Source organism: Streptomyces cacaoi (assembly GCF_006539165.1).
GTDB lineage: Bacteria > Actinomycetota > Actinomycetes > Streptomycetales > Streptomycetaceae > Streptomyces > Streptomyces cacaoi.
The window spans coordinates 45,303-70,161 of the sequence record NZ_BJMM01000031.1 but is presented as its reverse complement, the minus strand read 5'-3'; the positions used below and the strand labels follow the sequence as shown (position 1 = coordinate 70,161).

The window sequence follows — 24,859 nt, the reverse complement described above, 5'->3', positions numbered from 1 at the left end:
GCGACAGCCCCACAGCAACAGCCCCATGGCGACAGCCCGAACAGCACAAGGGAGGATCCCGGTGATCCGCTGGAACAGTGACCAGAACGAGCTGCGGCAGGGCCTGGCGCAGTGGGGCGAGGCGCTCAGCGCCGGCCACATCGAGGCCGACGAACGCGCCGCCTTCTCCCCGGACAAATGGCGGCTGGTCGGCAAGACCGGCCTGCTGGCGCTGCCCTTCCCCGAGGAGTACGGCGGCCTCGGCCAGTCCCTCCTGACGACCATGTACGTCCTGGAGGGACTGGGCGAGCACTGCCGGGACGCCGGATTGAACTTCACCGCCACGACGAGCATCGCCAGCACGGGGGTGCCCCTCGCCCGGTTCGGCACGGCCGCGCAGAAGGAGCGCTACCTGCCCGGCATCTGCACGGGCGAGACCATCGGCGCGCACGCCGTCACCGAGCCGGAGGGCGGCTCCGACGCGATGGCCATGGCCACCCGCGCCGAACGGGACGCCGACGGCGGCCACTTCACCCTGACGGGCAGCAAGGCGTTCGTCAGCAACGGCCCCGTGGCCGACGTGCTCGTCGTCTACGCGCGCACCCGGCCCGAGGGCGGCCCGCTGGGGATCACCGCGTTCCTGGTGGACCGCGACACCCCCGGCCTGACGGTGGGCAACCCCGTCAAGAAGATGGGGCTGCGCACCGCACCGCTCGCCGAGCTGTACCTGGACGAATGCCGTGTCCCCCGCGAGGCGGTGCTCGGCCGGGTCGGCGGCGGCTACCTCGTGCTCGACCATGTGATGAAGCGGGAGGTCCTCTACTCGTTCATCGTCAACGCCGGCGAGATGCGGCACCGGCTGGAGCGGTGCGTCGCGTACGCACGCGAGCGGCACGCCTTCGGCAGCCCCATCGGCGCCTACCAGTCGGTCGCCAACAAGATCGTCGACATGAAGACCGGCCTGGAGACGGCCCGCCGCTGGCTGTACGACACCGGCGAACGGCTGGCGGCCGGCGAGGACGTGACGATGGACGTCGCCATCGCCAAGCTCCTCACCAGCCGGGCCAATGTCGCCGGGGCGCTGGCCGCCGTGCAGATCTTCGGCGGCCACGGCTACATGTCCGAGTACGGCCTCGAACAGGAGCTGCGCAACGCCGTCGGCGGCACCATCTACTCCGGCACCAACGAGATCCAGTACACCCGTATCGCCTCGCTGCTCGGGCTCGGCGCATGAGCAGGACCGGCCGCACACCGCGGGCTCCCGTGCTGAAGGTGTGCGGGGCCACCACACCCTCCGACCTCGCGACGCTGGCCGCCGCCGGGGCCGACCACGCCGGGCTGTGGCACGGCGTACCCGGCGGGCCCGCCGAGCTGACCGCGGACGAACTGACGGCGCTCGCGGCGGCGGCCCACGCCACCGGCGTCCTGCGGCCCGTCCTGGTCACCTTCCTCGGCGACGCCGCCGAACTGGCCGCGCTCGCCCGCGGCGCCCGCATCGACCACCTCCAACTGCACGCCTACCAGCCGCCGTCCACCGTCGCCGCGCTCCGCCGCGCCCTGCCGGGCGCCGTCCTGATCAAGGTGCTGCATCTGCGGGACGGCCGCTGCCAGGAACGGCCCCTCATCCGGGCCTACGAGCGCGCCGGCACCGATCTGTTCCTGCTGGACACCGCCACCGACGACGGCCGCATCGGCTCGACGGGCACCCCGCTCGCCGCACCCGAGGCCCTCGACGTCGTCGCCCGCACCACCCTGCCGTTCTGGCTGGCCGGCGGCGTACGCGCGGGCAGCCGCGCCCGGCTGGCCACCGTCGCCGCGCACCCGCGCTTTCGCGGCATCGACGTCGACACCGGCGCCCGCGACCCGCACGGCCGCCTGCACGCACCCGCCGTCCGTGCCCTCGCCCGCACCTGGGGGACGGCCCGGGCGCCCGGCACGGCCCCCACCGGCCGAAGCCGCGGGTGAGCCCGGACCCCGGCGCGAGCCCGGACCCCCGCCGCGCACCCCGACGCACGACGGACCCCGGCACCCGGGACGGCCCCGCCGGAGCGAAGGACCACGCGACGACGACCACCACGCGACGACGATCACCACCCGACGGTGATCAGCGCGCGACGACGACCACCACCGCACACCGCGGTGCCCACCACCACATCCACGACGCCCGAAGGAGGAGCCGTGAGTTCCCGTTTCATCGAGGCCCTGCTGACGGCCGAACGCCCGCTGATCACCGAGGTCAAACGGCGCGACGCCCACGGCCTCGAACTCCTCGCCGGCCGCACCCCGGCCGACATCGTCGCCGCCTACGAGGCGGCCGGCGCGCCCTGCATCTCCGTCGTCACCGGACGCTGGTTCGGCGGCACACCGTCGCTGCTGCGCGACGTCGCCCGCATCACCCGGCTCCCGCTGCTCCAGAAGGACTTCATCACCCGCCGCGAACAGCTGCACACCGCCCGCGAGTTGGGCGCCTCGGCCGTGCTGCTGACCGCCGCGCTGCTGCCCGGCACGGCCATGCGCACCCTGGTCACCGAGGCCCTGCGCACCGGCCTCACCCCGTTCGTGGAGATCACCGGGGAGAGCGAACTGGCCGACATCCCGCACGCCGACGAGTGCGTGATCGCCGTCAACAACAAGGACATCACCGCCCGGGAGCGCGACGCCGGCGACATCGAGCGCAGCATCGCGCTGCTGCCCGCCGTCCTGGCCACCGGCACCCCCTGCCCGGTCAGCGCCAGCGCCATCGACGCACCCGGCACCGCGGCCCGGCTCCTGGACGAGGGATACGCCGGGCTCCTCGTCGCCACCGCGCTGCTGCGCGCCCGCGACCCGCACGCCTGGCTGGCCCGGCTGGACGGCGCCCGCCGCGCCCCGGCCCGGCTCGTCACCGCCGGCGGCACCCGGTGAACCTGCCGGCCGCCGCTGGGGAAGCGGTCGAGGCCCGCTGGAGAGCGGGTCGCGAACCGTCGCCACGGGCCTCGGCCCGCTCTAGGCTCACCGGGTTCGCGTGCTGGGGGCGCGCCCGTGAGCACGCAGTCCCAACGGGAGGGTGTTCTCGATGACCTACGGTTCCTACGGTTCGAGCCCGACAGGCGTGACGGGCCCCGCGCCCGGCGCGCACAGCCCGACGCCCGCCCCACGCCCCGGCGGCCCGGCCGGCGTCCTGTTACTCCTCGGCGTCCTGGCGCTCGGCCTGCTGGCCGGCCTCTTCTTCACGTTCGACCTGTCGATCATGCCGGGCCTGAAGCGCCTCGACGACGTCGCGTATCTGACGGCCATGCGCGACTTCAACGATCTGATCGACAACAGCGGCCCGTTCGGCCTGCTGTTCTGCGCCGCCTTCGCCGTCCTCGCCTGGGGCGCCGTCTCCGAGTACCGCAGGGGCCGCCGCAACGTGGCCGCCTGGGCAGCGGCCGCCGCCGTCCTGTACGTGCTGGTGCTCGGCATCACCTTCACGGTGAACATCCCGCTGAACACCGAACTCGCCGACCTGGGCGACCCGTCCAAGGCCAAGGACCTCTCCCTGGTCCACGACTTCCAGGGCACCTGGGAGACCGCCAACATCATCCGCACCGTCCTCACCACGGCGGCCCTGGCCTGCGTCGCCCACTCCCTACGCCTGTACGGCCGCTGGTCCCGCACGGCCTGACCACGCGGGCCGCGCTGCTCCCGGCGCGGCCCGGAACAGCCACCTGGTCGGGACGTTCGGCGGTTGACCAGGTGGCGCTCGGGGTAGAAGCGGCCCGCTGCCCAGACGAGGCCACCGAGCGAAGAAGGAAGTATGTCCGCGACACCACCGGATGCCGACGGCACAGGTGAGCGCCTCTCCGGGAAGGGAGAGGTCGGCATGAGATTGAACCAGGTGCTGCCCCCCGATATGGCTACCGGGAGGGGGAAGCATGGCGAAAAGAGCGACTTGGTCGTCCACGACGACGAACTGGGTGCCCTGGGACATATGGCTTTCGAACTGCGCGCGAGGCTGTCGACCATCGGCAACCACGCCAGCCAAACCACTGCTTCGGCAGCGGGTGAAATGTCGAGCGATGGTCTCGACGCCGGCTCCGCGCTGCGGGAGCTGCACGACGCATGGGGCACCAAGCTCGCAACCGTCAAGGAGGCATGTGCCCATATTTCCAACCATCTCGACTACTCCCGAGCGCAGCACCGCTCGGACGACCGCAAGATTGCCACGAATATGCGCAACGCCAAGGGCGAAGCGATGACTGTGTCCCGTATTTACAACTATATAAAATAGTCCACTTTCGGGAGCAGGAACGCTTACTTGTGATTTCATACCGACAACTCCTGGATCTCCGTCTGGGTAAGGTGAAGGAAGCCGTCGATGATTGGCGGGAAATGGTTGATGCCCTGGAAGCATTGGCGGGCGAGAAGGGGAAAGGTGGTGGTGGTGATGCCAATGCTAGTGACCTGGCGAAAAAGGCTGAGGGCTCCGACTGGAGGGGGAATAATGCGACTGTCACAAAGAAATTTGTGGTAAAGACGGCGCGCGAATTCGGTGATGTACTTGCCACAGCGAAGAGCGTTCATGTGATCCTCAGTGGTTTGCACCGAAGAATGGATACTTGCAAGGAAGACCTGAAAAGGGTCGTAGCGCAAGCGCCGAAGAGTGTCCATGTTACAGGGCATGGCACAGTCGAAGCGCGGGACGGAGCCCACCCTAAGCCGACGCAAGAAGAGATTGATGCGGTTGCTGGCGACATCAAGGATATTCTGAAGGCGGCGTCACTTGCCGACGAGGCTGCTGTTGATGCGCTTCAACACGAGGCAAAGGGCAAGTACAATTTTCTGTCGACGCGCATAGAGAGTTTTGAGAGCGTGCAGCGGGCGGTGCGTGATTCCGAATCCTTTCTTAAGCTTGCCAAGAAAGACCCGCGTGTGCTGAGCAACACTCAGTTGGACAGTCTCAACGAGTGGGTGAACCGGAACGAAGGCAATCCGCTTTTTGCTGAGCGTATCGCCACCGAGATGGGGCCAAAGCGGACGCTGGAATTCTTTGCGGGTGCGATGGATTTTGAGAAGTGGAAGAACCGAAATGACGGGGATTCGCGGGAAGCCGTGAAGGTCCGAAAAAAGTTGCTGGGGGAGCTCGAGACCGGTCTCGGTACGACGCTGGCAACGGCGTCCAGGTCGGAAACTCCTGCAATGGAAAGCTGGAAAAAAGGGATTGTTGCTCTCGGGGACCAGCCTGTTGCGGGAACCTCCCAGCACAAGCCGGTCTATGGGTTTCAGGCTATGAGTAACCTGTTGAGGCACGGAAAGTATGACTCCGGGTTCCTGAACACCTACGGTGATGCACTGGTCCGGTACGAGAGGGCACACACCGGCGACGTAACCGACCCTGGTCCTGGCGGTAGGAAGAGAAAGAATGTCCTGCCGTGGGACAGCCTTCCTTCTTACGCAAAATCGAATCAAATTCACTTCGGGCCAGGAAGTGGCAAGGACGCCGGATTGGACCCGATGACTGGTTTCATGAAGGCGCTTGCACATAACCCTGATGCCTCATCACAGTTCTTCGGTTCCAAGGGAGGGCAAGACAACGCCGAGTGGGTACTGAAAGAACGTAAACCGTTCAATGACATCGTTGCCGATGGCTCTGGTGAATCTCCTGAACGCTATACCGGGCCCAAAGCCTCTTGGAATGCAACCGGGGATGCTTTGGTAGCTGGCGCTACCGGCATTGACCCAGATGATCCGAAGAGTGCTTCTCCCGGACACACGGCCGAACAGAAATCTGTACTAGAAAGGTCTTTGCACAACTTGGCGGCCCGTAAGGACAGTTTCCCAGTTGAGCTCCGGGATGATATGGCCAAGGTGCTCGTTAATCATGGTGATCAAGTGCACAGTGCGGCCTCTGCTCACTCCGACGAAAATGTACTAAACCGTCGGGAACTCCTTGAGGTGTCCAAGCAGGTATCTCGGGACCAGAATTCTTATGGGATTCTCAATGACGGGATGAATCGCGAAATAATTCGAGATATACATGCCAGTCATGCGAAGGATCCACACGAGACCCTTCAAAGGGCGGGACGCACTGTCGGCTTCCTTGAGGAGGCTCGCTATCAAGCACTCGCAGACAAGGATGCGGCCGACAAGAAAGACATCGCTTGGAGTCAGACTTTTGCCTACCACGGCTTGGGTGCAGCGGCCGGGTTCATCCCTGAGGGGCACGTGGCCGGGATTGTGGACCGAGAGGCCTACCTGCTGAGCTTCAAGTGGCGGCAAGACGAGGAAGGACGGGTGACGGAAGCTACTCATCAGCAGAATGGCGCGACCTTTGACGTGCGGGAGAGGCAGCTCGATGAAATCGGAAGGTCGTGGAAGAAGGCGAACCCGGAAACTCCTGAGAGTGCCTATACTGCCACCGAGGAAGCCACGACATCGGCCGCGAACGGCAACAAGGTGGCTCAGGGGCTCCCGGGTCGACAGTCACCCCACTGAGGTACGGAAATGACGATGGGGACGAGCCTTTCCGTTGGTCGCGCTGATCGGTGGTCCGGGTGGGCGCTCGGTGCCGCGCTCCTAGTCGGCCTCGCGGGCTGTGGCCACAGCCAGGACAGGGATTACGCCGTGCCGGATGATCTGTGCGGCACGAAAGTGGATGCAGAACTCCTGGGTCCTTTGATGCCTTCGGGTGTGAAGGCACGGACGCGGAGTACCCGGAGTGGCGCGGTCGGCGGCACCTGCACCGTGGACGTGCAGCGAAAGGAAGGGGCTCGGTACGACCAGGTGCTGCAGGTCAAATGGGACGTTGTTCCGCACGGTACGGAGCCGCTGAAGGTGAAGAGGGGCCGGCTCGAAGCCTACGGAAATCCACGTGAGGCGGCGATCGGTGACGGCGCGAGGGTTGCGGATCGCGGGGGGATCGCGGTGCGCTCGTGCCCGGCGCGAGGCGAGGGGAAGACCTTGGCTGTCGAGGTGTACGCGAGCATCCCGGCGCCGAGTGACGTTTCCGAACGCCGTGCTGCCTTCAAGCGGTTGCTGCAGGATCGCTTGGAGCGGGCGGCCCACAAGCGGGGATGCGCTGATTAATCCGTCCCGTCTCCGCTCCGGAGTGGGATTCCGCAACTCGCCTTGTGGCGTGGTGCCGTTGGGCTCACCGCGGGCCGATGCTCGAAATCCGCATCCGTCAATCGGCTTCCGGCGTACTCCGCCGTCGGCCGGTGTTCTCCGACGCCGGCCGGTCGAGCGTGTCCGCCACTTTCGCGCAGGCGATCCGGGCGATGGACCGCAGTTCGGCGTCGGGGGTGCCGGCGCGGCTCAGTACGGCCAGCGACTGGTTGACGGCGACGACGAACGAGGCGAGTTCGTCGAGGGTGCGGGCGTCGGCCGAGGAGCCCGCGAGGGCCGCCCGTACCCGCTGGTGCTGTGCGTCGAGCAGGGCGCGCACCCGGGCGCTGTTCTCCTCCTTCAACGTCAGCGCCTGGGCGGCGGACTGGGCGATGAGGCAGCCTGTGGGGACCGACGGGTCGGCGATGCGGTCCAGGACGACCTCGAAGAAGTCCTCGATCGCGCGCACCGGGTCGTCGGGGTGCGCGGCGAGGGCCTGCTCGTACCGCGCGCCGTAGAGCGACGCGTAGCGGTCCAGGCACTGGCGGAACAGGGCGTCCTTGTTGCCGAAGGCGCCGTAGAGGGAGCCGCGGCCGAGCCCCGTCGCGGAGCCGAGGGCGTCGAGTGAGGCGTCGGCGTAGCCGCGCTGCCAGAACACCCGCATCGCCTGGTCCAGGGCCGTGTCGGTGTCGAACTGCTTCCGTCCGGCCATGGCGTCCACCTCCCGTTGTCGTGTGTCTTCTGTGACCCTACCCACATCTTGGATCGTTTGGTCAAAACATCTTTGATCGATCGATCCAGGATAGCTAACGTGACGGCCGATGGCTTCCGCGCTCGAAAGGCCGCACGATGATCGACGACGCCGCGTCCCCCGTCCGCCCGCAGCCCGCCCCGGCCCCGCCGGACGCCGGGCACGCGCCGGATTCCCGCTGGTGGCCGCGGTGTACACGCTGGTCATGCTGGGCGGCACACTGCCCGTACCGCTCTACGCGTTCTGGGCGCCACGGATGGGCTTCGGGCCCTTCACCACGACGCTGATCTTCGCCGTCTACGCCGTCGGGACGGTGCTCGCGCTGATGGTCTTCGCCGCGCTCTCCGACCGCGCGGGCCGCCGCCCGCCCCTGGCCGCCGCCGTCCTGGCCGCCGCAGCGAGCACGGCGCTGTTCCTGGTCGCCGACGATGTGCCGACGCTGCTGGCGGCACGCTTCCTGTGCGGCCTGAGCACCGGCGTCTGCACCGCCACCGCGACCGCCGCGCTCGGTGAGCTGGCCGGACCCGGGCGGGCCCGGCGCGCGTCGACCGTCTCGGCCGTGGCCAACATGGGCGGGCTGGGCCTGGGCACCGTCGCCGCCGGCCTGTTCGCGCAGTACGGCGCCGACCCCACCCATCTCGTGTTCCGGATCCACCTCGCCGCTCTCGTCCCGGCGCTCCTGGCCGTCGCCGTCACCCCCGAGACCGTCGCCGACCGGCGGTGGCCCGGGCTGTCCGTCCGCCGCCCGGCCCTGCCCCGACAGCGCGCGGCGCGTGCCGAGTTCCTGTGGGCCGCCACCGCCGTCCTCGCCGCGTTCGCGGTCAGCGGCCTCTTCTCCTCGCTGGTGCCGTCCTTCCTCGGCGAGCAGCTGCACGTCCACAACGTCGCGGCCGTCGGCGCGCAGGTCGGGCTGCTGTTCCTCGCCGCGCTGGCCGCCCAGGTCGCGGCGCCGGAACGGTGGGCCGCCGGGCGCCGGCCGGCACCGGCGTTCCTCATGGCGGGCGTCGCGGTGTTCGAGACCGGCCTGTGGACGCGGTCCCTGCCCACGTTCGCCGTCGGGACGCTGCTGGCCGGAGCCGGCATCGGCCTCGCCTTCCGCCGCGGCATCGCGGTCACCCAGCGGCTCGCCGACCCGTCGCGCAGGGCGGACCTGCTGTCCACGTACTTCCTGGCCGTCTACACCGGCACGACCGTGCCCACGCTCGCGCTCGGCCTGCTCGCCGGGCCCCTCGGCCGGAACACGGCGACCCTGGTCCTCGCCGTCGCCGTCGTGGCGACCACCCTCACCACCGCACTGCACCGCCCCACCACCCCCACCGCCTGACCGCCGGTGTCCCTCCCCGCCCCCGACGCCACCACCCCGCGAGCGTCACGCCTCACCCATCCCCTCGTCCTCCACTCCGTGCTCCACCGCGTGCTCCCGCCACAGCCCCAGTGCGAACCCCATCAACTGGCCCCGCCTGCGGGCCCCTTGCGGCATACGCCGGTACCCGACGTAGAGCCGTGAGAGATACGCGCACTGGCAGCACCCGCCCACCACCTCCGGCAGCAGGAACTCTTCCGGCAGCGCGGCGCTCACGACATGGAACCCGCGCGCCCTCATGGGACGGCCGGGTAGATCAGGGCCCCGCAGGCAGCACAGTGCTTGCCGTCCGGCCGCACCTCCAATGCGCCCACGTGCTCACACGCCGACCGCACATCCTCCACCGGCCCCGTGGGCCCGGCCTCCCCGTGCACAGTGACCCCGTCTTGGAGATCCATAGGCGTCGCCTCCCACTCACGCTCTGTGGCGAGGTCAACACGGCGAGCGGTAGCCTGACACTACTTAACCGGGAGTGCTCAAGTCGCCCACGGGCGTGGGTACTTGGCGACGAGGACGCAAAGGCTGGTCAGACATGGCACGGAGGCGAACACGGCGGCCGGCCTTTAGCGGCGGTATGCCCACCACGTTCGGGGCGGACGTGCGCCGGGTACGGCAGGCCCGGAACATGACCCAGAAGGGCCTCGGCGGCGCCACGGGCTACAGCGAGGCGTACGTGAGCCGCGTCGAGTCCGGCTCGCTCACTCCCTCGGAGAAGTTCGCCGAGGGGTGTGACCGCGCGTTCGGCACGGGAGACCTGTTCACCGAGTCGTTGCGACGGCTCCGCGTGGAACACCCCGACTGGTTCGCGCCGTTCGTGGAGTTGGAGGCACAGGCGTCCGTGATCTGCGACTACTCCACGAACCTGGTGTTCGGTGGGGCGCAGACGCGGGAGTACGCGTGGGCGTTGCTGCGTGCGGGCCAGCCGCTCGACACCCCGGAACAGACAGCGGCGAAGGTCGAGCTGAGGTTGCAGCGCGGAAAGCTGCACGAACGCGGTGAGGGCGAGGAGTCGCCGCTGCTGTGGCTGATCCTGGACGAGGCGTGCCTGCGACGGAAGGTGGGCGGCGCCGAGGTCATGCGCGCACAGCTTCGCCACCTGGCGACCATGGCGGAATACCCGGCCGTCACCTTGCAAGTGCTGACATTCGCCTCCGGTGCGCCTCCGGCCTCTTCGCCCTACACGCTTCTGGACTTCCCCCAGGCCATAGAGCAGCCTCAAGTTCTGTACTCCGAGGGCCAAGGTGTCGGGCAGGTGATTGACTCTCCAGGACAAGTGAAGGACGCCCACACCAGGTTTGACCGGCTTCGCGCGGAAGCGCTATCACCGGGGCAATCACTGGCCATGATTCGCAGCGTGATGGGAGAGCACACCCCATGAGCATCATCCCCAACAGCCGCGCCGTCTGGTTCAAGAGCAGCTACAGCGGTGGTGAAGGCGGTAACTGTCTGGAGTGGGCGCCGGGTTCGATCGGGTTCGGTGTGGTGCCTGTTCGGGACAGCAAGGATGTGCGGCGTGTGCCGCTGAGGTTTTCGGCGGGGGCGTGGGGCGCGTTCGTCGGTGGGCTGAAGAACACGGAGCGCTGAACCGGCGCCTGGAAACACTCACGAACCCCCGTGCGCTTCTCCACCGGCCGCACGGGGGTTCTCACATGCGCGGACGGGCCGAAGGCCGTACGGCGCCCCCGCTGAGGGCGGATCGGCGAGGGCGGGATGATGACCTGGCAAGCCCCGCAGGCAGGAAAGGTCCGCGCATGTCCGAGCCCACTCCGTCCTCCGTCCCCGCGCCGAGCCCGGACGACGACCCGTCCGGCAGCCTGGAGGCGGCGACCTGGGCGCTGGCGGCCCTGATCGCCACCCTGGAGGACGCCGCCACGAAGGCCCCGGCCGACGTCCTCGCGGCGAACCCGCAGCGCACCGCCGTACTTGAGGCCGCAGGGCTGATACAGCGGGACGGGGATACACCGGCCCTGCACCCGGCGTACCGGTACCCGGACGGCGCGACGCACCACGGCGCGGCGCAGGCGCGTCTCAGCTCGCTGCGTCAGGCGCTGGCGGTGGCCGCGGGCGACCAGGGCGGGACCGGCGGCTGGGTGGACCTGGACGACGAGGTGCTGCTCAACCAGGGCCGCGCGTCCGCCGGCACGGGCCGCGCCATCGCGGGCAGGCTCGTCCCCGTGCTGCCCGGCCTCGCGGACCGGCTGGCCGCGCAGGGCAGCCGCATCCTGGACGTCGGCACCGGCACGGCCGCGCTGGCGCTGGCCCTCGCGGAGGCGTTCCCCCGCGCCGAGGTCGTCGGCGTCGACGTCATGGAGCGCGTGCTGGAACTGGCGCGCAACGAGCTGGCCGACGCCGGTACCGAGGCCGCCGGACGTGTCACCCTGCGCCGTACCGACGCCGCTGACCTGACGGAGCAGGCCGCCTACGACATGATCTGGCTGCCCGCGCCCTTCCTGGCGGAGGAGGCACTGGCGCAGGCACTGCCCCGGCTGACCGAGGCGCTCAAACCGGGCGCCTGGATCGTCGTCGGCACCAACCCGCCGGCCCCGGACCCGCTGCGCCGGGCCGTCGCGGGCTGGCAGGCCGTACGCAACGGCGGCAACGCCTACGACACGGACCGCATGACCAGGACCCTCACCGCGCACGGCCTGCGCGACGAACGGCAGTTCCCGACGATGCCGGGCGGCCCCGTACTGGTCGTGGCACGCCGCGACTGAGAACGCGACGCCCGGCATCCCACGCGGCCCCGTACGGTCATCGCTCCGAAGACCGTACGGGGGAGGGGCCACCTCACCCCCCGTGCACCACGAGCGCCCAGCACAGCAGGAGTACGGCGCCTACGCACAGGAGGGTGCGTACGGTGTTCCAGCGGACCCAGGCGGGTTCGAACGCGGCTCGGACGCGGGCGGGGTCGGGGATGCGGGCGGGCGGGCCCGCGGCGTCCAGGGCCTTGTTGAGGGGGATGTTGAAGCGGCCGGTGATCAGCATGGAGGCCGCGTAGCAGAAGAGTGCGCCGGCGGCCGGGTAGAGGGCGTCGTGGCGGTCCGGGCCGAGCAGGGCGACGGCTGCGCCGGTGAACAGGAGGGCGCCGATGTAGCCGAGGACGAACCAGCCGTTGAGGATGGCGGTGTTGATGCGCTGCATGACCTCGATGAAGGTGCGGTCGTCGGTGCCGCGCAGCGCCCGCATGACCGAGATGGAGAAGCCGTAGAACAGTCCGCCGACCAGCCCTGTGGTCACCGTCGCGGCGACGAGCGCGAGCAGTTGGAGCGTCTCCAAGGTCATCATCCTTCCGGGCGGAGCAGGATCGAGGGTGCGCCCAGCACAGCGTGCGGGGTGCAAGCGGAGCGCAACAGCGGGCGGGCCGGGGCCCGTTGGTGGTGCCGGGCGGGCCGGCGGGGCGGAAAGCCGGTGACGCGGCCACGGCCCGCGGGGCAGCATGCGGCACATGACCCTACGCGAACTCCCCCAGGAAAAGGCCGACTTCGGCCGGAAACCGACGCTGGACGGGGACCGGGTCGTGCTGCGTCCGGTCACCGCCGACGACGTGCCCGCGCTGCTGCCGCTGTTCCGCGACCCGGAGACGGCCCGGCTCACCGGCGGTCACGGGCTGCACCGGTACGACGAGGCGCGGCTGCGGGAGTGGTACGGCAGCCGCGCGGACCGGGACGACCGGCTCGATCTCGCCGTGGTGGAGCGGGCGAGCGGCGCCGTCGTCGGCGAAGTGGTGCTGCACGAGTGGGATCCGCCCAACGAGAGCAGCTCGTTCCGTATCGCGCTGGTGCCCGCCGCCACCGGCCGTGGCCTGGGTACCGAGGCGACGCGGTTGCTGTTGCGGTACGGCTTCGAGGTGCTGGGGCTGCACCGCATCGCCCTGGAGGTCTTCACGACCAACCCGCGCGCCCGGCGGGCCTACGAGAAGGCCGGGTTCGTCGTGGAGGGCGTCCTGCGGGAGGCGCTGCTGTGGGAGGGCGAGCGCGTGGACGCCGTCGTGATGGCGGCGCTCGCGCCCGGCTCCGGGTGCTCGCGTCCCGCGGAGTGGGAGGCGCCCGGCGGCGGCTGACCGGGACGCCGCCGGCGGGAGCCGGGGCCGACGGGGTACGGGCCCCGGCTCACGGGTGCGGTCAGGCGTCGAGGGCCTTGCTGAGGGCTTCGAGGCCGGTGTCGAGGTCCGCGTCGCCGATGGTCAGCGGGGGTGCGAGCCGGATCGTCGAGCCGTGGGTGTCCTTCACCAGTACGCCGTGGGCCAGCAGCTTCTCGCAGATCTCGCGGCCCGTGCCCCGCGCGGGGTCGATGTCGACGCCCGCCCACAGCCCCCTGCCGCGTACGGTGCGCACCGCGCCGCCCTGCAACAGGCCCAGCTCCCGGTGCAGTCGGGCGCCCAGCTCGCGGGCGCGCTCCTGGTACTCGCCGGTCGCGAGCATGTCGACGACCTCCAGCGCGACGGCGCAGGCGAGCGGGTTGCCGCCGAAGGTGGAGCCGTGCTCGCCGGGGCGGTGCACGCCCAGCACCTCGGCGGAGGAGACCACGGCCGAGACGGGCACGATGCCGCCGCCGAGGGCCTTGCCCAGGAGATACATGTCCGGCACGACGTCCTCGTGCTCGCAGGCGAAGGTGGCGCCGGTGCGGCCGAGCCCCGACTGCACCTCGTCGGCGAGGAACAGCACGTTCCGCGAGCGGGTCAGCTCCCGTACGCCCGGCAGATAGCCCGCGGGCGGCACGATCACTCCGGCCTCGCCCTGGATGGGCTCCAGCAGTACCGCGACGGTGTTGTCCGGGTCCTCGTCGACGGCCGCCTCCAGCGCGGCCAGATCGCCGTACGGCACGGAGACGAAGCCGGGGGTGAACGGACCGTGGTCGGCGCGGGCCTCCTCGTCGCTGGAGAAGCTGATCACCGTCGTCGTCCGGCCGTGGAAGTTGTCGTCGGCGACGACGATCCTGGCCTTGTCCTTCGGGACGCCCTTGACCCGGTAGCCCCACTTCCGGGCCGTCTTCACCGCCGTCTCCACGGCCTCGGCGCCGGTGTTCATCGGCAGCACCATCTCCATGCCGCACAGCTCGGCGAGCCGGGTGCAGAACGCGGCGAAGCGGTCGTGGTGGAAGGCGCGGGAGGTGAGGGTGACCCGGTCGAGCTGGGCCTTCGCCGCCTCGATCAGCCGGGGATTGCGGTGGCCGAAGTTGAGCGCCGAGTAGCCGGCCAGCATGTCGAGATAGCGCCGCCCCTCGGTGTCGGTGACCCACGCGCCCTCGCCGGAGGCGATGACGACGGGGAGCGGATGGTAGTTGTGCGCTCCGTGCTCCTCGGCGAGCGCGATCAGCTCACCGGCGGAGCCGGCGGACGCCTCGTGGGCCTGCGGTGCGGTGGGGATGGACATCACGGGATCTCCGTTCCTCTGCGTGCCGGGCGGTGCCCTCTTTCTATCGTCCGCCCGTCGGTATGCGCAGGATGTACGGGAAGGCCACCGGGACGCGGTCCGACGCTCGGGACGCGAGGGAGACAGGTGCGGGGAGAGGGGGCGCGAAGGGCCGGAAGGGCGGGCGCGGTGGGGGCGCGGCGGGGCGCGGGCCGGCGCGGTGGGGGCGTGACGGGTGTCACCTCCCGTGCCGCAGCTCACCCGATATCGGGTCCCTGGCGGTCCGTGGGACCTGAGACAATGGTCGGCATGGCAACAGATCGTGCTCGCGTGCTGTCCGGGATCCAGCCCACCGCCGGTTCGTTCCACCTCGGCAACTATCTCGGTGCCGTACGCCAGTGGGTGGCGCTCCAGGAGAGCCACGACGCCTACTACATGGTCGTCGACCTGCACGCGATCACGGTCCCCCAGGACCCCGCCGAGCTGCGCGCCAACTCCCGCGTCGCGGCGGCCCAGTTGCTGGCCGCCGGCCTGGACCCCGAGCGGTGCACGCTCTTCCTCCAGAGCCATGTGCCCGAGCACACCCAGCTGTCGTGGGTCGTCGAGTGCCTCACGGGTTTCGGCGAGGCCGCGCGCATGACGCAGTTCAAGGACAAGTCGGCCAAGCAGGGCACGGACCACACCACCGTCGGCCTGTTCACCTACCCGGCGCTGATGGTCGCCGACATCCTCATCTACCGCGCCCACCAGGTCCCCGTCGGCGAGGACCAGCGGCAGCACCTGGAGCTGACCCGCACCATCGCCGAGCGCTTCAACAGCCGCTTCTCGCACACCTTCCCGGTCCCGGACGCCTACATCCTCAAGGAGACGGCGAAGATCTACGACCTCCAGGACCCGGAGGTCAAGATGAGCAAGTCGGCCTCCACGCCGAAGGGCATCATCGATCTGCTGGACGAGCCGAAGACGACCGCCAAGAAGATCAAGAGCGCGGTGACCGACACCGACACGGTCATCCGCTTCGACCGGGACAAGAAGCCCGGCATCAGCAATCTGCTGACGATCCACTCCACCCTCACCGGCACCACCGTCGAGGAGCTGGAGGAGCGGTACGCGGGCAAGGGCTACGGCGCGCTGAAGACGGACCTCGCAGAGATCGTCACGGACTGGGTGACCCCGTTCCGGCAGCGGACCCAGGAGTTCCTGGACGACCCCGCCACCTTGGACACCCTCCTCGCCCGGGGCGCGGAGAAGGCCAGGGCGGTCGCGGCCGAGACGCTCGCCGACGTCTACGAGAAGGTGGGCTTCCTGCCCGCCAAGCACTGACGGCCCGGCCGTGCCGTGCCCGCCGCGGGCGGCGGGCACGGAGGCCGGAACGCGGCACGCCCCCGCCCGGGCAGAGCACAGCAGCCCGGACTCCCGGCACCGGCCACGGCACCGGTACGGCAACACCCAGGGCACGAGCACCACACGAGCACCGCACGACACAGGACACGACGGCAGGACCACGGCGCCCCCGGCGGCGGCGGACGGCAGGCGACAGGTGAGAGGAGTGCACATGGGCACGGGAGCGACCGTCACGCTCGGCGTATCGCTCGCCGTCCCGGAGCCGTACGGCACAGTGCTCCAGGAGCGGCGGGCCTCCTTCGGTGACACCGCGGCCCACGGCATCCCCACCCACATCACGCTGCTGCCGCCGACCGAGGTACGGGCCGCAGCCCGGCCCGCGATCGAGGCGCATCTGGCCCGGGTGGCGCTGGGCGGGCGGCCCTTCACCGTGCGGCTGTCCGGCACGGGCACCTTCCGGCCGCTGTCGCCGGTCGTCTTCGTCCAGGTCGTCGAGGGCGTCCTGGAGTGCTCCCGGCTCCAGGAGCAGGTGCGCGACCCGCAGGGCCCGCTCGCGCGGGAGCTCGCGTTCCCGTACCACCCGCACGTCACCGTCGCGCACGGTATCGACGACGCGGCCATGGACCGGGCCGACGCCGAACTGTCCGGCTTCGAGGCGTCCTGGACGGCCACCGGGTTCGCCCTCTACCTCCAGGGCGAGGACTGCGTCTGGCGGCTCCAGCGGGAGTTCGCCTTCGGCCGCTCCGAGGGCGTGCCGTCGGTACCGCCCGCCGCGGGCACCGGCACCGGCCCGGCGACCCTCGGCGGCACCCCGCACACCTCCGCGCCGGCCTCCGCCGCCGGCCCCGCCTCCGTCCCGCACACCTGCCGGCCGCCCGCCACCCTGTGATCCCGCTCCGGCTCCGTCCCCGCTGGTACTGCGAGGGTGCCGGTGGGGAAGGGGGTACGCATGGAGTGGCTGAAAGGACTGCCGGTCGTGGGGCCGGCGGTGACGTGGTTCCTCACGACCCGCGTCTGGCGCGTCTATGAACACCTGACCGAGAGGAAGTGGTCGAGGCTCGCGGCGAGCCTGACGTTCACCAGCTTCCTCGCGCTCTTCCCGATGATCGCGGTGGGCGCCGCGGCCGGTGCCGCACTGCTGTCGGCGGACCAGATGCGCCGCCTCCAGGACACCCTCGCCGAGCAGGTCCCGGGCATCTCCGACCAGCTGGAGCTGCGCTCCCTGGTCGAGCACGCCGGGACCGTGGGCCTCGTCGCCGGTGCGCTGCTGCTGTTCACCGGCGTCGGCTGGGTCGGCACCCTGCGCGAGACGCTGCGCGCCGTGTGGGACCTGGAGGAGGACCCGGGCAACGTCTTCCTGCGCATGGCCACCGACCTGGTGATCCTGCTCGGCCTCGGCCTGGCGGGCCTGGTCTCCTTCGGCGGCTCGGCCTTCGCGCTGACGGCCGTGCGGTGGACGGCCGAGCACCTGGGCCTGGTGGAGGGCGGCATCGGCACCGTCCTGCTGCGGGTCGCCGGGTACGCGGCCGGAGCCGCCGCCGACTTCCTGCTGCTGTGGTACGTCCTGACGCTGCTGCCGCGGGTGCGCCCGCCGCACCGGGCGACCCTCGCCGCCGCCCTCCAGGGCGCGATCGGGTTCGAGGCGCTGAAGCTGCTGCTCGGCGGCTACCTCCAGGGCGTCGCCGCCAAGAACGTCTACGGCGCCTTCGGTGTGCCCATCGCCCTGCTGATCTGGATCAGCTTCATGGCCAAGCTGCTGCTGTGGTGCGCGGCCTGGACCGCCACGGCCCCCGCACCCGGCGGGGGCCAGGACGAACGTCCCGTCAAGGAACTCATCGGCGACGACGCCGGGCCAGCTCCGGAAGCGGCCAGCGGCGGTGCACCCCGTACGCCACCAGGGCCAGCAGCACCAGAACACCGGCGGTGATGCCCAGCGCGGTGCCGGCGCCGCCGGACGGCTTGTCGGACTGTGCCGCGGCCCGTGCGTCCGCCGCGCCGCCCGCCTGCGCCGTCTTGCCGTGCGGCGCGCCCGTGCCGCTGTCGGTGCCCTGGCCGGGCGCGGCCAGCGCACCCACCGGGGTCACCTTGTCGGCAGCGGAGAAGCCCCAGTCGAGGAGCCGTGCCGTCTCCCGGTAGACCGCGTGCGGCTCCTCGGCGCCCGGGTGCATGACCGTCACCAGCAGCACCCGGTCACCGCGCTGGGCGACGCCGGTGAACGTCGTGCCCGCGTTCGTCGTCGACCCGTTCTTCACCCCCGCGATGCCCGGATAGGGGTCCACACCGTCGGCGCCGGTCAGCAGCCGGTTGGTGTTCTGGATCTCGAAGCTCTCCCGCCGGGTGCCCTTGCCGTCCTTCTTCTTCTCGGTGGCGCCGGGGAACTTGGCGGTGGCCGTTGCCGCGTAGTCGCGGAAGTCGGGGTTCTGCATCCCGGCGCGGGCGAACAGCGACAGGTCGTAGGCCGAGGAGACCTGGCCCTTGTGGTCGTAGCCGTCCGGGCTGACGACCTTGGTGTCCCGGGCGTGCAGCGTGCGTGCCTTCTTGTTCATCTCGGCGACGGTCTTGTCCACGCCGCCGTTGAGCGCCGAGAGCACGTGCACCGCGTCGTTGCCCGACCGCAGGAAGACCCCGAGCCACAGATCGTGCACGGAGTACGTCTCGCCCTCCTTGACCCCGACGAGGCTGCTGCCCTCGCCGATGCCCGCCAGGTCGGACGGCTCCACCTTGTGCTTGCGCTCCTTGGGCAGCTTGGGCAGCACCGTGTCGGCGAACAGCATCTTCAACGTGCTGGCGGGGGCGAGCTTCCAGTGCGCGTTGTGCGAGGCCAGCACCTCGCCGGTCTCCGCGTCGGAGACGATCCAGGAGCGGGCGCTGACCTTCTTGGGCAGCTTCGGCGCCCCGGCCTTCGGCTGCACCTGGGTACCGGGGCGGCCCAGCCGGGTGCCGCCCACCGTGGACATCTGCGCCGGCGGCCTGGGCTCCCCGGCGGCTTCCTTGCGGTCGCTGTTCTGCGCGGAACCCGGGCTGTCCCGGCTGTCCTGGCCGTCCTGGCCTGTCCGGCGGTCCTGGCCGCTGCTGTGGTCCCCCTGGTCCCCGGGGGCCTCATCGGCGTGCGCGCCGGGTGCGACGATCAGTGAAAGGGCGAGCGCGGCCGAGCAGAGGCCGCCGAGAACACCGGCGCGACGGGATCGCCGGCTGCGGTCTGAACAATACGAAGAATTGGGCACCCTGCGAACGTACAGGCCCCGCCCGGACAGTTGGACGCCGAGTCCGTCCACTCGTGGCCCCTCTCACGCCCACCCAGGGGACACGCGCCCCACCTGGGGGAGGCCGGGTGGCGGGCCCGTGTCCACTCGTGCACGCACCGTACCCGTCCCCGTGCCACCGGCCGCGCCTCCCTCCTGCCTCCGGCCCGTGCGACGGGTACCCGGCGCCGGGTCCGCCGGGGCGAGGAGCGACACTGAGGGCATGCACGACACCGACACCTCCGGACCGGACTCCGCCCCGGCCGCGGCACCGGCCCGGCCCCGGGGCATGGTGCTCTCGAAGCCCCTCTCCTGGTTCCTGCTGGCCTTCGGCGTGTGGTCCTGGTTCATCTGGATCACCTTCGTCAAGAACCTCTGGAAGGACGGCAGCGGGCTGGCGTTCGACGACGCGGGCAGCCCCACCGCGTACTTCTGGGTCCATCTGCTGCTCGCCATCGCCTCGTTCCTGCTGGGCACGGCCATCGGCGTGATCGGACTGCGCGGCCTGCGGGCCCTGCGGCGCGGCTAGGCCCCCCCGGGGGGGCGGAAGAGCGGGGAAGGCGAGGGGGAGGAACGGATGACAGCCGTGGTGGTCGCGCTGGCCGGGGTGCTCGCGCTGGCGGCGCTGGCGGTGGTGCACCGGTATCTGTGGCGGAGGCTCGTCCGCGACGTCTCGGCACCCGGCGGTTGGTGGCGGCGCCTGGGCACGGCGCTCACCGTCCTGCTGCCGCTGACGACCGTCGCGACGCTGGTCACCAGCCGCTCCGGCGCGCCCTTCACCCTCCAGCGGATCGTGGCCTGGCCCGGCTATCTGTGGCTGGCCTGCCTGCTCTATCTGACGCTGGCGCTGCTCGCGGGGGAGGCCCTGCGGTTCGTGCTGCGGCGCACGCCGTGGGGAGCGGCCCGGACGGCCGGGCCCGGCAGCGGGACGCCGACGGCGGGCACGGTGACGGCGGGCACGGTGACGGCAGCGGCCACGGCGGCGACGGCGGCCACGGCGGGGACAGCGGCGGCGAGCGGGGCTTCCGAGCCGACGGCCGGGGCTTCCGAAGCGGCTGCCGGGGCGTCCGGGCCGACGGCCGGGGCGTCCGAGGCGGCGGCCGGTGAGGCGGTGCCGGGGGGACGGGTGGCGGAGGCGGTGCCCAGTCGGCGGGTGTTCCTGGCCCGGACGCTGGCCGTCTCCACCGCCGTGGCCGGGCTGGGGACGACGGCGGTGGGAGCGTACGGCGTCCTCGACGGACCCACCCTCAAACGGGTGACGGTGCCGCTGGCCAAGCTCGGGCGGCGGGCGCACGGATACCGCATCGCCGTCGTCAGCGACATCCACCTCGGGCCCGTGCTGGGCCGGGCGCACACCCGGCGGATCGTGGACACGGTCAACAGCGCGCAGCCCGATCTCGTCGCGATCGTCGGCGACCTCGTGGACGGCACCGTCGCCGATCTCGGCCCGGCCGCCGAACCGCTGCGTGAACTCCGCGCCAGGGACGGCGCGTTCTTCGTCACCGGCAACCACGAGTACTTCGGCGACGCGCACGCCTGGGTCGACCACGTGCGCGAACTCGGTGTGCACCCGCTGGAGAACGCCCGGCGGGAGCTGCCCGGCTTCGATCTCGCCGGGGTCAACGACATCCAGGGCGAGGAGCAGGGCGAGGGCCCCGACTACGGCAAGGCGCTCGCGGGCCGGGACCCGGCGCGCGCAGCGGTGCTGCTGGCGCACCAGCCGGTGATGGTGCACGAGGCCGTCGACCACGGCGTCGACCTCCAGCTGTCCGGGCACACCCACGGCGGCCAGCTGTGGCCCGGCCCCTATCTGGCCGCGCTGGCGAACCCCACCGTGGCCGGTCTGGAGCGGTACGGGGACACCCAGCTGTACGTCAGCCGGGGCGCGGGGGCGTGGGGCCCGCCCGTCCGGGTCGGCGCGGAGTCCGACGTCACCGTCGTCCAGCTCGCCTCGAAGCAGACCTGACCACCGGCCCCGGGCCCCTCCCGGCCCCGCGCCCGGTCCGGAAAAATCCGGTTGCGCAACGGCGGTCGCCCGGTGTGAGGATGGCGGCGACCTGTCGGAAGCGCGGAAGGACCAGTGATGCGGCGAGTTCTCGAAAACCCCCAGTTCCCTTACCGGACAACGGCTTTCGAGGACGACCGCACCCATGCGCACCCCGCACCGCGCCACCACCGAGCACACCGAACACACTGAGCACGCCGATCACGCCGAACACACCGATCACGCCGCACACACCGCACACACTGAGTGCACCGCCACCACCGGCCCCGCCACCTGTGACGGCCCCGGGCCCGCTCCCGCACCGCCCCGCACCCTCAACTTCGGTGTCCTCGCACACGTCGACGCGGGCAAGACCAGCCTGACCGAACGGCTCCTGTACGAGGCGGGCGCGATCGCCGCGCCCGGCCGTGTCGACGCGGGCAGCACCCGCACCGACAGCGGCGCCATCGAACGCCGGCGCGGCATCACCGTGCGCACCGGCGTCGCCTCGTTCGCCGTGGGCGGGCGGCAGTTCAACCTGATCGACACCCCCGGCCACGCCGACTTCCTCGCCGAGGTCGAACGCGCCCTCGCCGTGCTCGACGGCGCCGTGCTCGTGCTCTCCGCCGTGGAGGGCGTGCAGCCGCAGACACGGCTGCTGATGCGGACGCTGCGCGACATGCGGCTGCCCACGCTGGTGTTCGTCAACAAGGCCGACCGGCCCGGCGCCCGGTACGAGGGGCTGCTCGCCGACATCCGCCGCAGGCTCGCCCCGTGCCCGGTGCCCCTCAGCCGTACCGAGGGCCTCGGGGGCCGGGGCGTGCGGGTGCTGCCGGAACGGCTGGACGAGCCCGAGGCCGCCGCCCGGGTCGCGGAGGCGCTCGCCGGGGCGGACGACGAGCTGCTCGCCCGCGTCCTGGACGGGCCGCCGCCGACACCCGGCGAACTGGCCGCGGCGCTGGCCGCGCACACCGCCGACGGCAGCGCCCACCCCGTCTACGCCGGGTCGGCCCTGAGCGGCGCCGGCGTCGACGCGCTGCTCGACGGCGTCACGACCCTGCTGCCCGGCGCGGCGCCGCCGCCCGACGGCACCGGGCCGCACGGCGTCGTCTTCGCGCTCGACCGGGACGCCGACGGCCGCAAGACCGCCCAACTGCGCCTGTACGAGGGCGAGGTACGGGCCCGCGCCGCGCTGACCCTGCACCGCACGCTGCCCGACGGCACCCGGGAGACCCACTCCGGGCGGCTGACGGCCCTCGACGTCGTCGCACCGCCCGGCACGCCGCCCGCCGGCCGGCTCACGGCCGGCGGCATCGCCCGTGTCCGGGGGCTGCGCGAGGTCCGGGTCGGTGACGAACTCGGCGACCCGTACGGCGTCCGACGGTCCGGCGCCCCGGCGCGTGCCCGGCCCCGGCTGGCGGCGCCGACGCTCCGCACGGTCGTCCGGCCGAACGACCCGCGCGACGCGGGCCGGCTGCACGCCGCGCTGCGTGCCCTCGCCGAGCAGGATCCGCTGCTCGGGACCGGCGTCGAACCGGACGGCTCCACCTCCGTCCTGCTCAACGGCGAGGTGCACGGCGAGGTCGTCGCCGAGACGCTCGCCGCCGAGTTCGGCGTCGAGGCGGTGTTCGAGCCCGGCCGGACCGTCTGTGTGGAGCGGCCCGCCGGAACCGGCGAGGCGGCCGAGGCGATGGGCGCCACCGGCCGCAACACCCCCTGCGCCGCCGGGTACTGGGCCACCGTCGGGCTGCGGGTCGAGCCGGGGGAGCGGGACAGCGGCGTCACGTTCCGGGCCGAGACCGAACGGGGCGCGCTGCCGAGGGCGTTCCACCAGGCCGTCGAGGACGGCGTGCGCGCGGGGCTGCGCCGCGGGCCGCACGGCTGGGCCGTCACCGACTGCGTCGTCACCCTGACCCGCTCCGGGTTCGGCGGGCCCGTCAGCACGGCCGGGGACTTCCGCGCCGTGTCGGCCCTGGTGCTCGCCCGCGCGCTGGAGCAGGCCGGCACGGTGGTGCACGAGCCGTACGACGCCTTCGAGTTGGAGATCCCCGAGGACACCCTGCCCGCGGTCCTGGCCTGTCTGGGTGCGCTGGAGGCCGAGCCCGAGGAGATCACCGAGCCGCCCGCCGGCCCGGACGCCGGCCCGCTGCGGCTGCTGACCGGCACGCTCCCGGCCCGCAACACCCGCACCGCCGGACGCCGACTGCCCGGCCTCACCCGGGGCGAGGCCGTCTGGTGGACCCGACGGCACGGGGACCGGCCCCGGCGGGACGGCTGACCGGGGCGGGGCGGGGCTGTCGGCGGTGGGGCGGCCCGGCCGGTCGGTACCGGCGCGGTCGGTCGGTACCGGCGCGGCCCGGGTCAGCGGTCCAGGAGCTTCAGGATGCGGGGCCAGGAGTCGGCGCGGGCACGCTGGTCGGCGACCGAGGTGCGGACGCGGTTCCCGTCCCGGCCGGTCTCCTGGGCGGGCTGGCCGTAGGGGAACCAGTTCACATGGTGGCCCGCGTCCGGGTAGACCCGCCGCTGTGCGCCGCGGGACGCCATCGAGGACGCGGAGTCCGCCGAGCCCCACATCCGGTCGTTGCCGCCGGCCACGGTGAAGACCTCGCCGCGTACCCGGTTCAGCGGGATCGTCCCCGTCGGCACCGGCCTGCCGTGGTCCGACCAGGCGTGGGTGCCGGTCGGGTACGGGCCGATCACCTTCGACGAGGGCGCGTAGGCGATCACGTCGCGGACCACCGACGGGCGCCGCTGGCCCAGCAGTTGGGCGATCTCGCTGCCGCGCGAGTTGCCCATGACGGCCAGCTTGCGCGGGTCGGCGCCCGGCTGTTTCGCCAGCAGCCGGGCGGCCCGGGTGAAGTAGTCCAGGTCGATGCCGTCGATGGCGTCCGGGCGGCCGGAGTCCGGGCCGCACCGGAAGTAGCACAGGGACATCGCGGGATGGCCGTGCGCGGCCAGCAGCGCCGCCGTGTACGTTCCGGCGTTGCCGCCCTCGGAGCCGCCGAACACCAGCACGGGCGCCTTGCCCGCCGCGCTCCCGCTCTTTCCGCCGCTCGGGCTGCTCTCGCCGCTCTCGCCGCCCCTGCTCTTCCCGCTGTCCCGCGGCGGCAGATACAGATCGCCCGCCAGTCCGTCGTGGCCGACGGTGAGCTTGCGGTGGGTGGCGCCGCGCGGCAGCCACTGCCGGGCGATGGTGCGGCTTGCGAGCCGGTCGCCCTTGTGCGCGCCGGAGCGCGCCGTCACCCCCAGGCGCACCTCGTAGGAGCGTTCCCTGCCCGGCGGCAGCGGATGGAACGAGACCGTACGGCCCGCCTTCGCGCGCTTGAGCGTGTGCGGATCGTCCGGCGTCATGTCCGACAGCAGCCGGCCGCCCGCCGCACCGTCCAGCCGGACCGTGCCGTGTGCGTCGGTCCTGGCGTCCTGCCGCGCCGTCCACGGGCGCCCGTTCCGGTCCCGGGTGCGGGCGTCGAGCCGGACGGTGGTGTGCGCGGGGAGCCCCGTGACGCGGAGGGCGAGCGGCTCGTCGGCGCGGGTCGTGGTGGAGTGCGCGACCTGGATGCGCGCGCCGTCGCCCGCCGTCCCGCCGTCGTGTGCGGTGCCGCCGCCGTCCGGTCCGCAGCCCGCCAGGGGAGCCCCGGCCAGCACGGCCAGTGCCGCCGTCGCCGCCGCCGTGCGCCGTGCCGTCGCGGGTGTCCGCCGTGCCTGTGCGTCTGTCCGCGTGCGTGCCATGTGCCGCACCATACGGCCCGTGCCGTCGGCCCTGCGGCGTCGGGCCCGCGC

At 71.8% G+C, this 24,859-nt stretch carries 24 protein-coding genes; 18 read left to right on the top strand and 6 right to left on the bottom strand.

The features are described from left to right. Nucleotides 1-61 precede the first annotated feature (61 nt). The 7 genes from SCA03_RS24625 to SCA03_RS24595 all read left to right on the top strand — a co-directional run bounded on the left by SCA03_RS24625 (nt 62) and on the right by SCA03_RS24595 (nt 7,026). The gene (locus SCA03_RS24625) at nt 62-1,213 is read left to right on the top strand and encodes an acyl-CoA dehydrogenase family protein (protein ID WP_030874339.1); all 1,152 of its coding nucleotides are present in this window, start codon (nt 62-64) and stop codon (nt 1,211-1,213) included. Further along, the gene (locus SCA03_RS24620; RefSeq protein ID WP_030895168.1) at nt 1,210-1,944 is read left to right on the top strand and encodes a phosphoribosylanthranilate isomerase; all 735 of its coding nucleotides are present in this window, start codon (nt 1,210-1,212) and stop codon (nt 1,942-1,944) included. The genes SCA03_RS24625 and SCA03_RS24620 overlap by 4 nt, the downstream gene beginning before the upstream one ends. A 213-nt stretch (nt 1,945-2,157) precedes the next feature. Continuing rightward, entirely contained in the window at nt 2,158-2,883 is a 726-nt protein-coding gene (locus tag SCA03_RS24615) for a beta/alpha barrel domain-containing protein (protein ID WP_030874334.1), read from the top strand. 151 nt (nt 2,884-3,034) lie between these two features. Then, nucleotides 3,035-3,625 (top strand): anthrone oxygenase family protein, encoded by a 591-nt coding sequence (locus SCA03_RS24610; protein WP_086816026.1) that lies wholly within the window; start codon nt 3,035-3,037, stop codon nt 3,623-3,625. A 132-nt stretch (nt 3,626-3,757) separates the two neighbouring features. After that, nucleotides 3,758-4,231: a hypothetical protein gene (locus SCA03_RS24605; RefSeq protein WP_371863982.1), complete on the top strand. Its 474-nt coding sequence runs from the start codon at nt 3,758-3,760 to the stop codon at nt 4,229-4,231. A gap of 71 nt (nt 4,232-4,302) precedes the next feature. Beyond that, nucleotides 4,303-6,435 carry a DUF6571 family protein gene (locus tag SCA03_RS24600; protein ID WP_230988889.1) on the top strand — a complete coding sequence of 711 codons (2,133 nt, stop codon included), beginning with the start codon at nt 4,303-4,305 and terminating at the stop codon, nt 6,433-6,435. Between the two features lie 129 nt (nt 6,436-6,564). Further along, nucleotides 6,565-7,026, top strand: coding sequence for a hypothetical protein (locus SCA03_RS24595; RefSeq protein WP_141275657.1), 462 nt, complete (start codon nt 6,565-6,567; stop codon nt 7,024-7,026). 97 nt (nt 7,027-7,123) lie between these two features. On the opposite strand, the gene SCA03_RS24590 is transcribed toward SCA03_RS24595, so the two are convergent. Beyond that, nucleotides 7,124-7,756, bottom strand: a complete 633-nt coding sequence (locus SCA03_RS24590; protein ID WP_030874319.1) for a TetR/AcrR family transcriptional regulator — start codon at nt 7,754-7,756, stop codon at nt 7,124-7,126. A gap of 220 nt (nt 7,757-7,976) precedes the next feature. On the opposite strand from SCA03_RS24590, the gene SCA03_RS24585 reads away from it, so the two are divergent. Further along, nucleotides 7,977-9,119, top strand: coding sequence for an MFS transporter (locus tag SCA03_RS24585; protein WP_170223852.1), 1,143 nt, complete (start codon nt 7,977-7,979; stop codon nt 9,117-9,119). A gap of 45 nt (nt 9,120-9,164) precedes the next feature. Here SCA03_RS24585 and SCA03_RS24580 read toward each other — a convergent pair whose 3' ends face one another. Next, the gene (locus SCA03_RS24580) at nt 9,165-9,398 is read right to left on the bottom strand and encodes a hypothetical protein (protein ID WP_170223851.1); all 234 of its coding nucleotides are present in this window, start codon (nt 9,396-9,398) and stop codon (nt 9,165-9,167) included. A gap of 334 nt (nt 9,399-9,732) precedes the next feature. Here SCA03_RS24580 and SCA03_RS24575 point away from each other — a divergent pair, with 334 nt between their 5' ends. The 3 genes from SCA03_RS24575 to SCA03_RS24565 all read left to right on the top strand — a co-directional run bounded on the left by SCA03_RS24575 (nt 9,733) and on the right by SCA03_RS24565 (nt 11,872). Continuing rightward, nucleotides 9,733-10,536: a helix-turn-helix domain-containing protein gene (locus tag SCA03_RS24575; protein WP_037865373.1), complete on the top strand. Its 804-nt coding sequence runs from the start codon at nt 9,733-9,735 to the stop codon at nt 10,534-10,536. Continuing rightward, the gene (locus tag SCA03_RS24570; RefSeq protein WP_086815970.1) at nt 10,533-10,742 is read left to right on the top strand and encodes a DUF397 domain-containing protein; all 210 of its coding nucleotides are present in this window, start codon (nt 10,533-10,535) and stop codon (nt 10,740-10,742) included. Before SCA03_RS24575 ends, SCA03_RS24570 begins: the two co-directional genes overlap by 4 nt. Before the next feature lie 167 nt (nt 10,743-10,909). Next, nucleotides 10,910-11,872 (top strand): class I SAM-dependent methyltransferase, encoded by a 963-nt coding sequence (locus SCA03_RS24565; RefSeq protein ID WP_086815972.1) that lies wholly within the window; start codon nt 10,910-10,912, stop codon nt 11,870-11,872. 73 nt (nt 11,873-11,945) lie between these two features. Here the strand turns inward: SCA03_RS24565 and SCA03_RS24560 are convergent, their stop codons facing one another. Then, nucleotides 11,946-12,440: an anthrone oxygenase family protein gene (locus tag SCA03_RS24560; RefSeq protein ID WP_230988888.1), complete on the bottom strand. Its 495-nt coding sequence runs from the start codon at nt 12,438-12,440 to the stop codon at nt 11,946-11,948. Nucleotides 12,441-12,603: 163 nt separating this feature from the next. Between SCA03_RS24560 and SCA03_RS24555 the strand changes: the two genes are divergently transcribed. Then, nucleotides 12,604-13,218: a GNAT family N-acetyltransferase gene (locus tag SCA03_RS24555; RefSeq protein ID WP_086818479.1), complete on the top strand. Its 615-nt coding sequence runs from the start codon at nt 12,604-12,606 to the stop codon at nt 13,216-13,218. 61 nt (nt 13,219-13,279) lie between these two features. Here the strand turns inward: SCA03_RS24555 and rocD are convergent, their stop codons facing one another. Further along, nucleotides 13,280-14,530: an ornithine--oxo-acid transaminase gene (rocD, locus tag SCA03_RS24550; RefSeq protein ID WP_141275654.1), complete on the bottom strand. Its 1,251-nt coding sequence runs from the start codon at nt 14,528-14,530 to the stop codon at nt 13,280-13,282. 288 nt (nt 14,531-14,818) lie between these two features. Here rocD and trpS point away from each other — a divergent pair, with 288 nt between their 5' ends. The 3 genes from trpS to SCA03_RS24535 all read left to right on the top strand — a co-directional run bounded on the left by trpS (nt 14,819) and on the right by SCA03_RS24535 (nt 17,780). Continuing rightward, nucleotides 14,819-15,832: a tryptophan--tRNA ligase gene (gene trpS / locus SCA03_RS24545; protein ID WP_030874296.1), complete on the top strand. Its 1,014-nt coding sequence runs from the start codon at nt 14,819-14,821 to the stop codon at nt 15,830-15,832. 232 nt (nt 15,833-16,064) lie between these two features. Then, the gene (locus tag SCA03_RS24540; RefSeq protein ID WP_086817182.1) at nt 16,065-16,742 is read left to right on the top strand and encodes a 2'-5' RNA ligase family protein; all 678 of its coding nucleotides are present in this window, start codon (nt 16,065-16,067) and stop codon (nt 16,740-16,742) included. Nucleotides 16,743-16,802: 60 nt separating this feature from the next. Next, nucleotides 16,803-17,780, top strand: coding sequence for a YihY/virulence factor BrkB family protein (locus SCA03_RS24535; RefSeq protein ID WP_030874292.1), 978 nt, complete (start codon nt 16,803-16,805; stop codon nt 17,778-17,780). Here the strand turns inward: SCA03_RS24535 and SCA03_RS24530 are convergent. After that, nucleotides 17,686-19,107, bottom strand: coding sequence for a D-alanyl-D-alanine carboxypeptidase family protein (locus SCA03_RS24530; RefSeq protein WP_249400620.1), 1,422 nt, complete (start codon nt 19,105-19,107; stop codon nt 17,686-17,688). The genes SCA03_RS24535 and SCA03_RS24530 overlap by 95 nt on opposite strands. Nucleotides 19,108-19,384: 277 nt before the next feature. Here SCA03_RS24530 and SCA03_RS24525 point away from each other — a divergent pair, with 277 nt between their 5' ends. The 3 genes from SCA03_RS24525 to SCA03_RS24515 all read left to right on the top strand — a co-directional run bounded on the left by SCA03_RS24525 (nt 19,385) and on the right by SCA03_RS24515 (nt 23,357). Beyond that, nucleotides 19,385-19,624 carry an SCO4848 family membrane protein gene (locus tag SCA03_RS24525; protein ID WP_030874288.1) on the top strand — a complete coding sequence of 80 codons (240 nt, stop codon included), beginning with the start codon at nt 19,385-19,387 and terminating at the stop codon, nt 19,622-19,624. Nucleotides 19,625-19,672: 48 nt separating this feature from the next. Beyond that, entirely contained in the window at nt 19,673-21,061 is a 1,389-nt protein-coding gene (locus SCA03_RS24520; RefSeq protein WP_086817186.1) for a metallophosphoesterase, read from the top strand. A gap of 184 nt (nt 21,062-21,245) precedes the next feature. Further along, complete coding sequence (locus SCA03_RS24515; protein WP_086817188.1) at nt 21,246-23,357, top strand: GTP-binding protein; 2,112 nt, start codon at nt 21,246-21,248, stop codon at nt 23,355-23,357. An 83-nt stretch (nt 23,358-23,440) separates the two neighbouring features. Here SCA03_RS24515 and SCA03_RS24510 read toward each other — a convergent pair whose 3' ends face one another. Further along, nucleotides 23,441-24,808 carry an acyl-CoA thioesterase/BAAT N-terminal domain-containing protein gene (locus SCA03_RS24510; RefSeq protein WP_086814929.1) on the bottom strand — a complete coding sequence of 456 codons (1,368 nt, stop codon included), beginning with the start codon at nt 24,806-24,808 and terminating at the stop codon, nt 23,441-23,443. Nucleotides 24,809-24,859 lie beyond the last annotated feature (51 nt).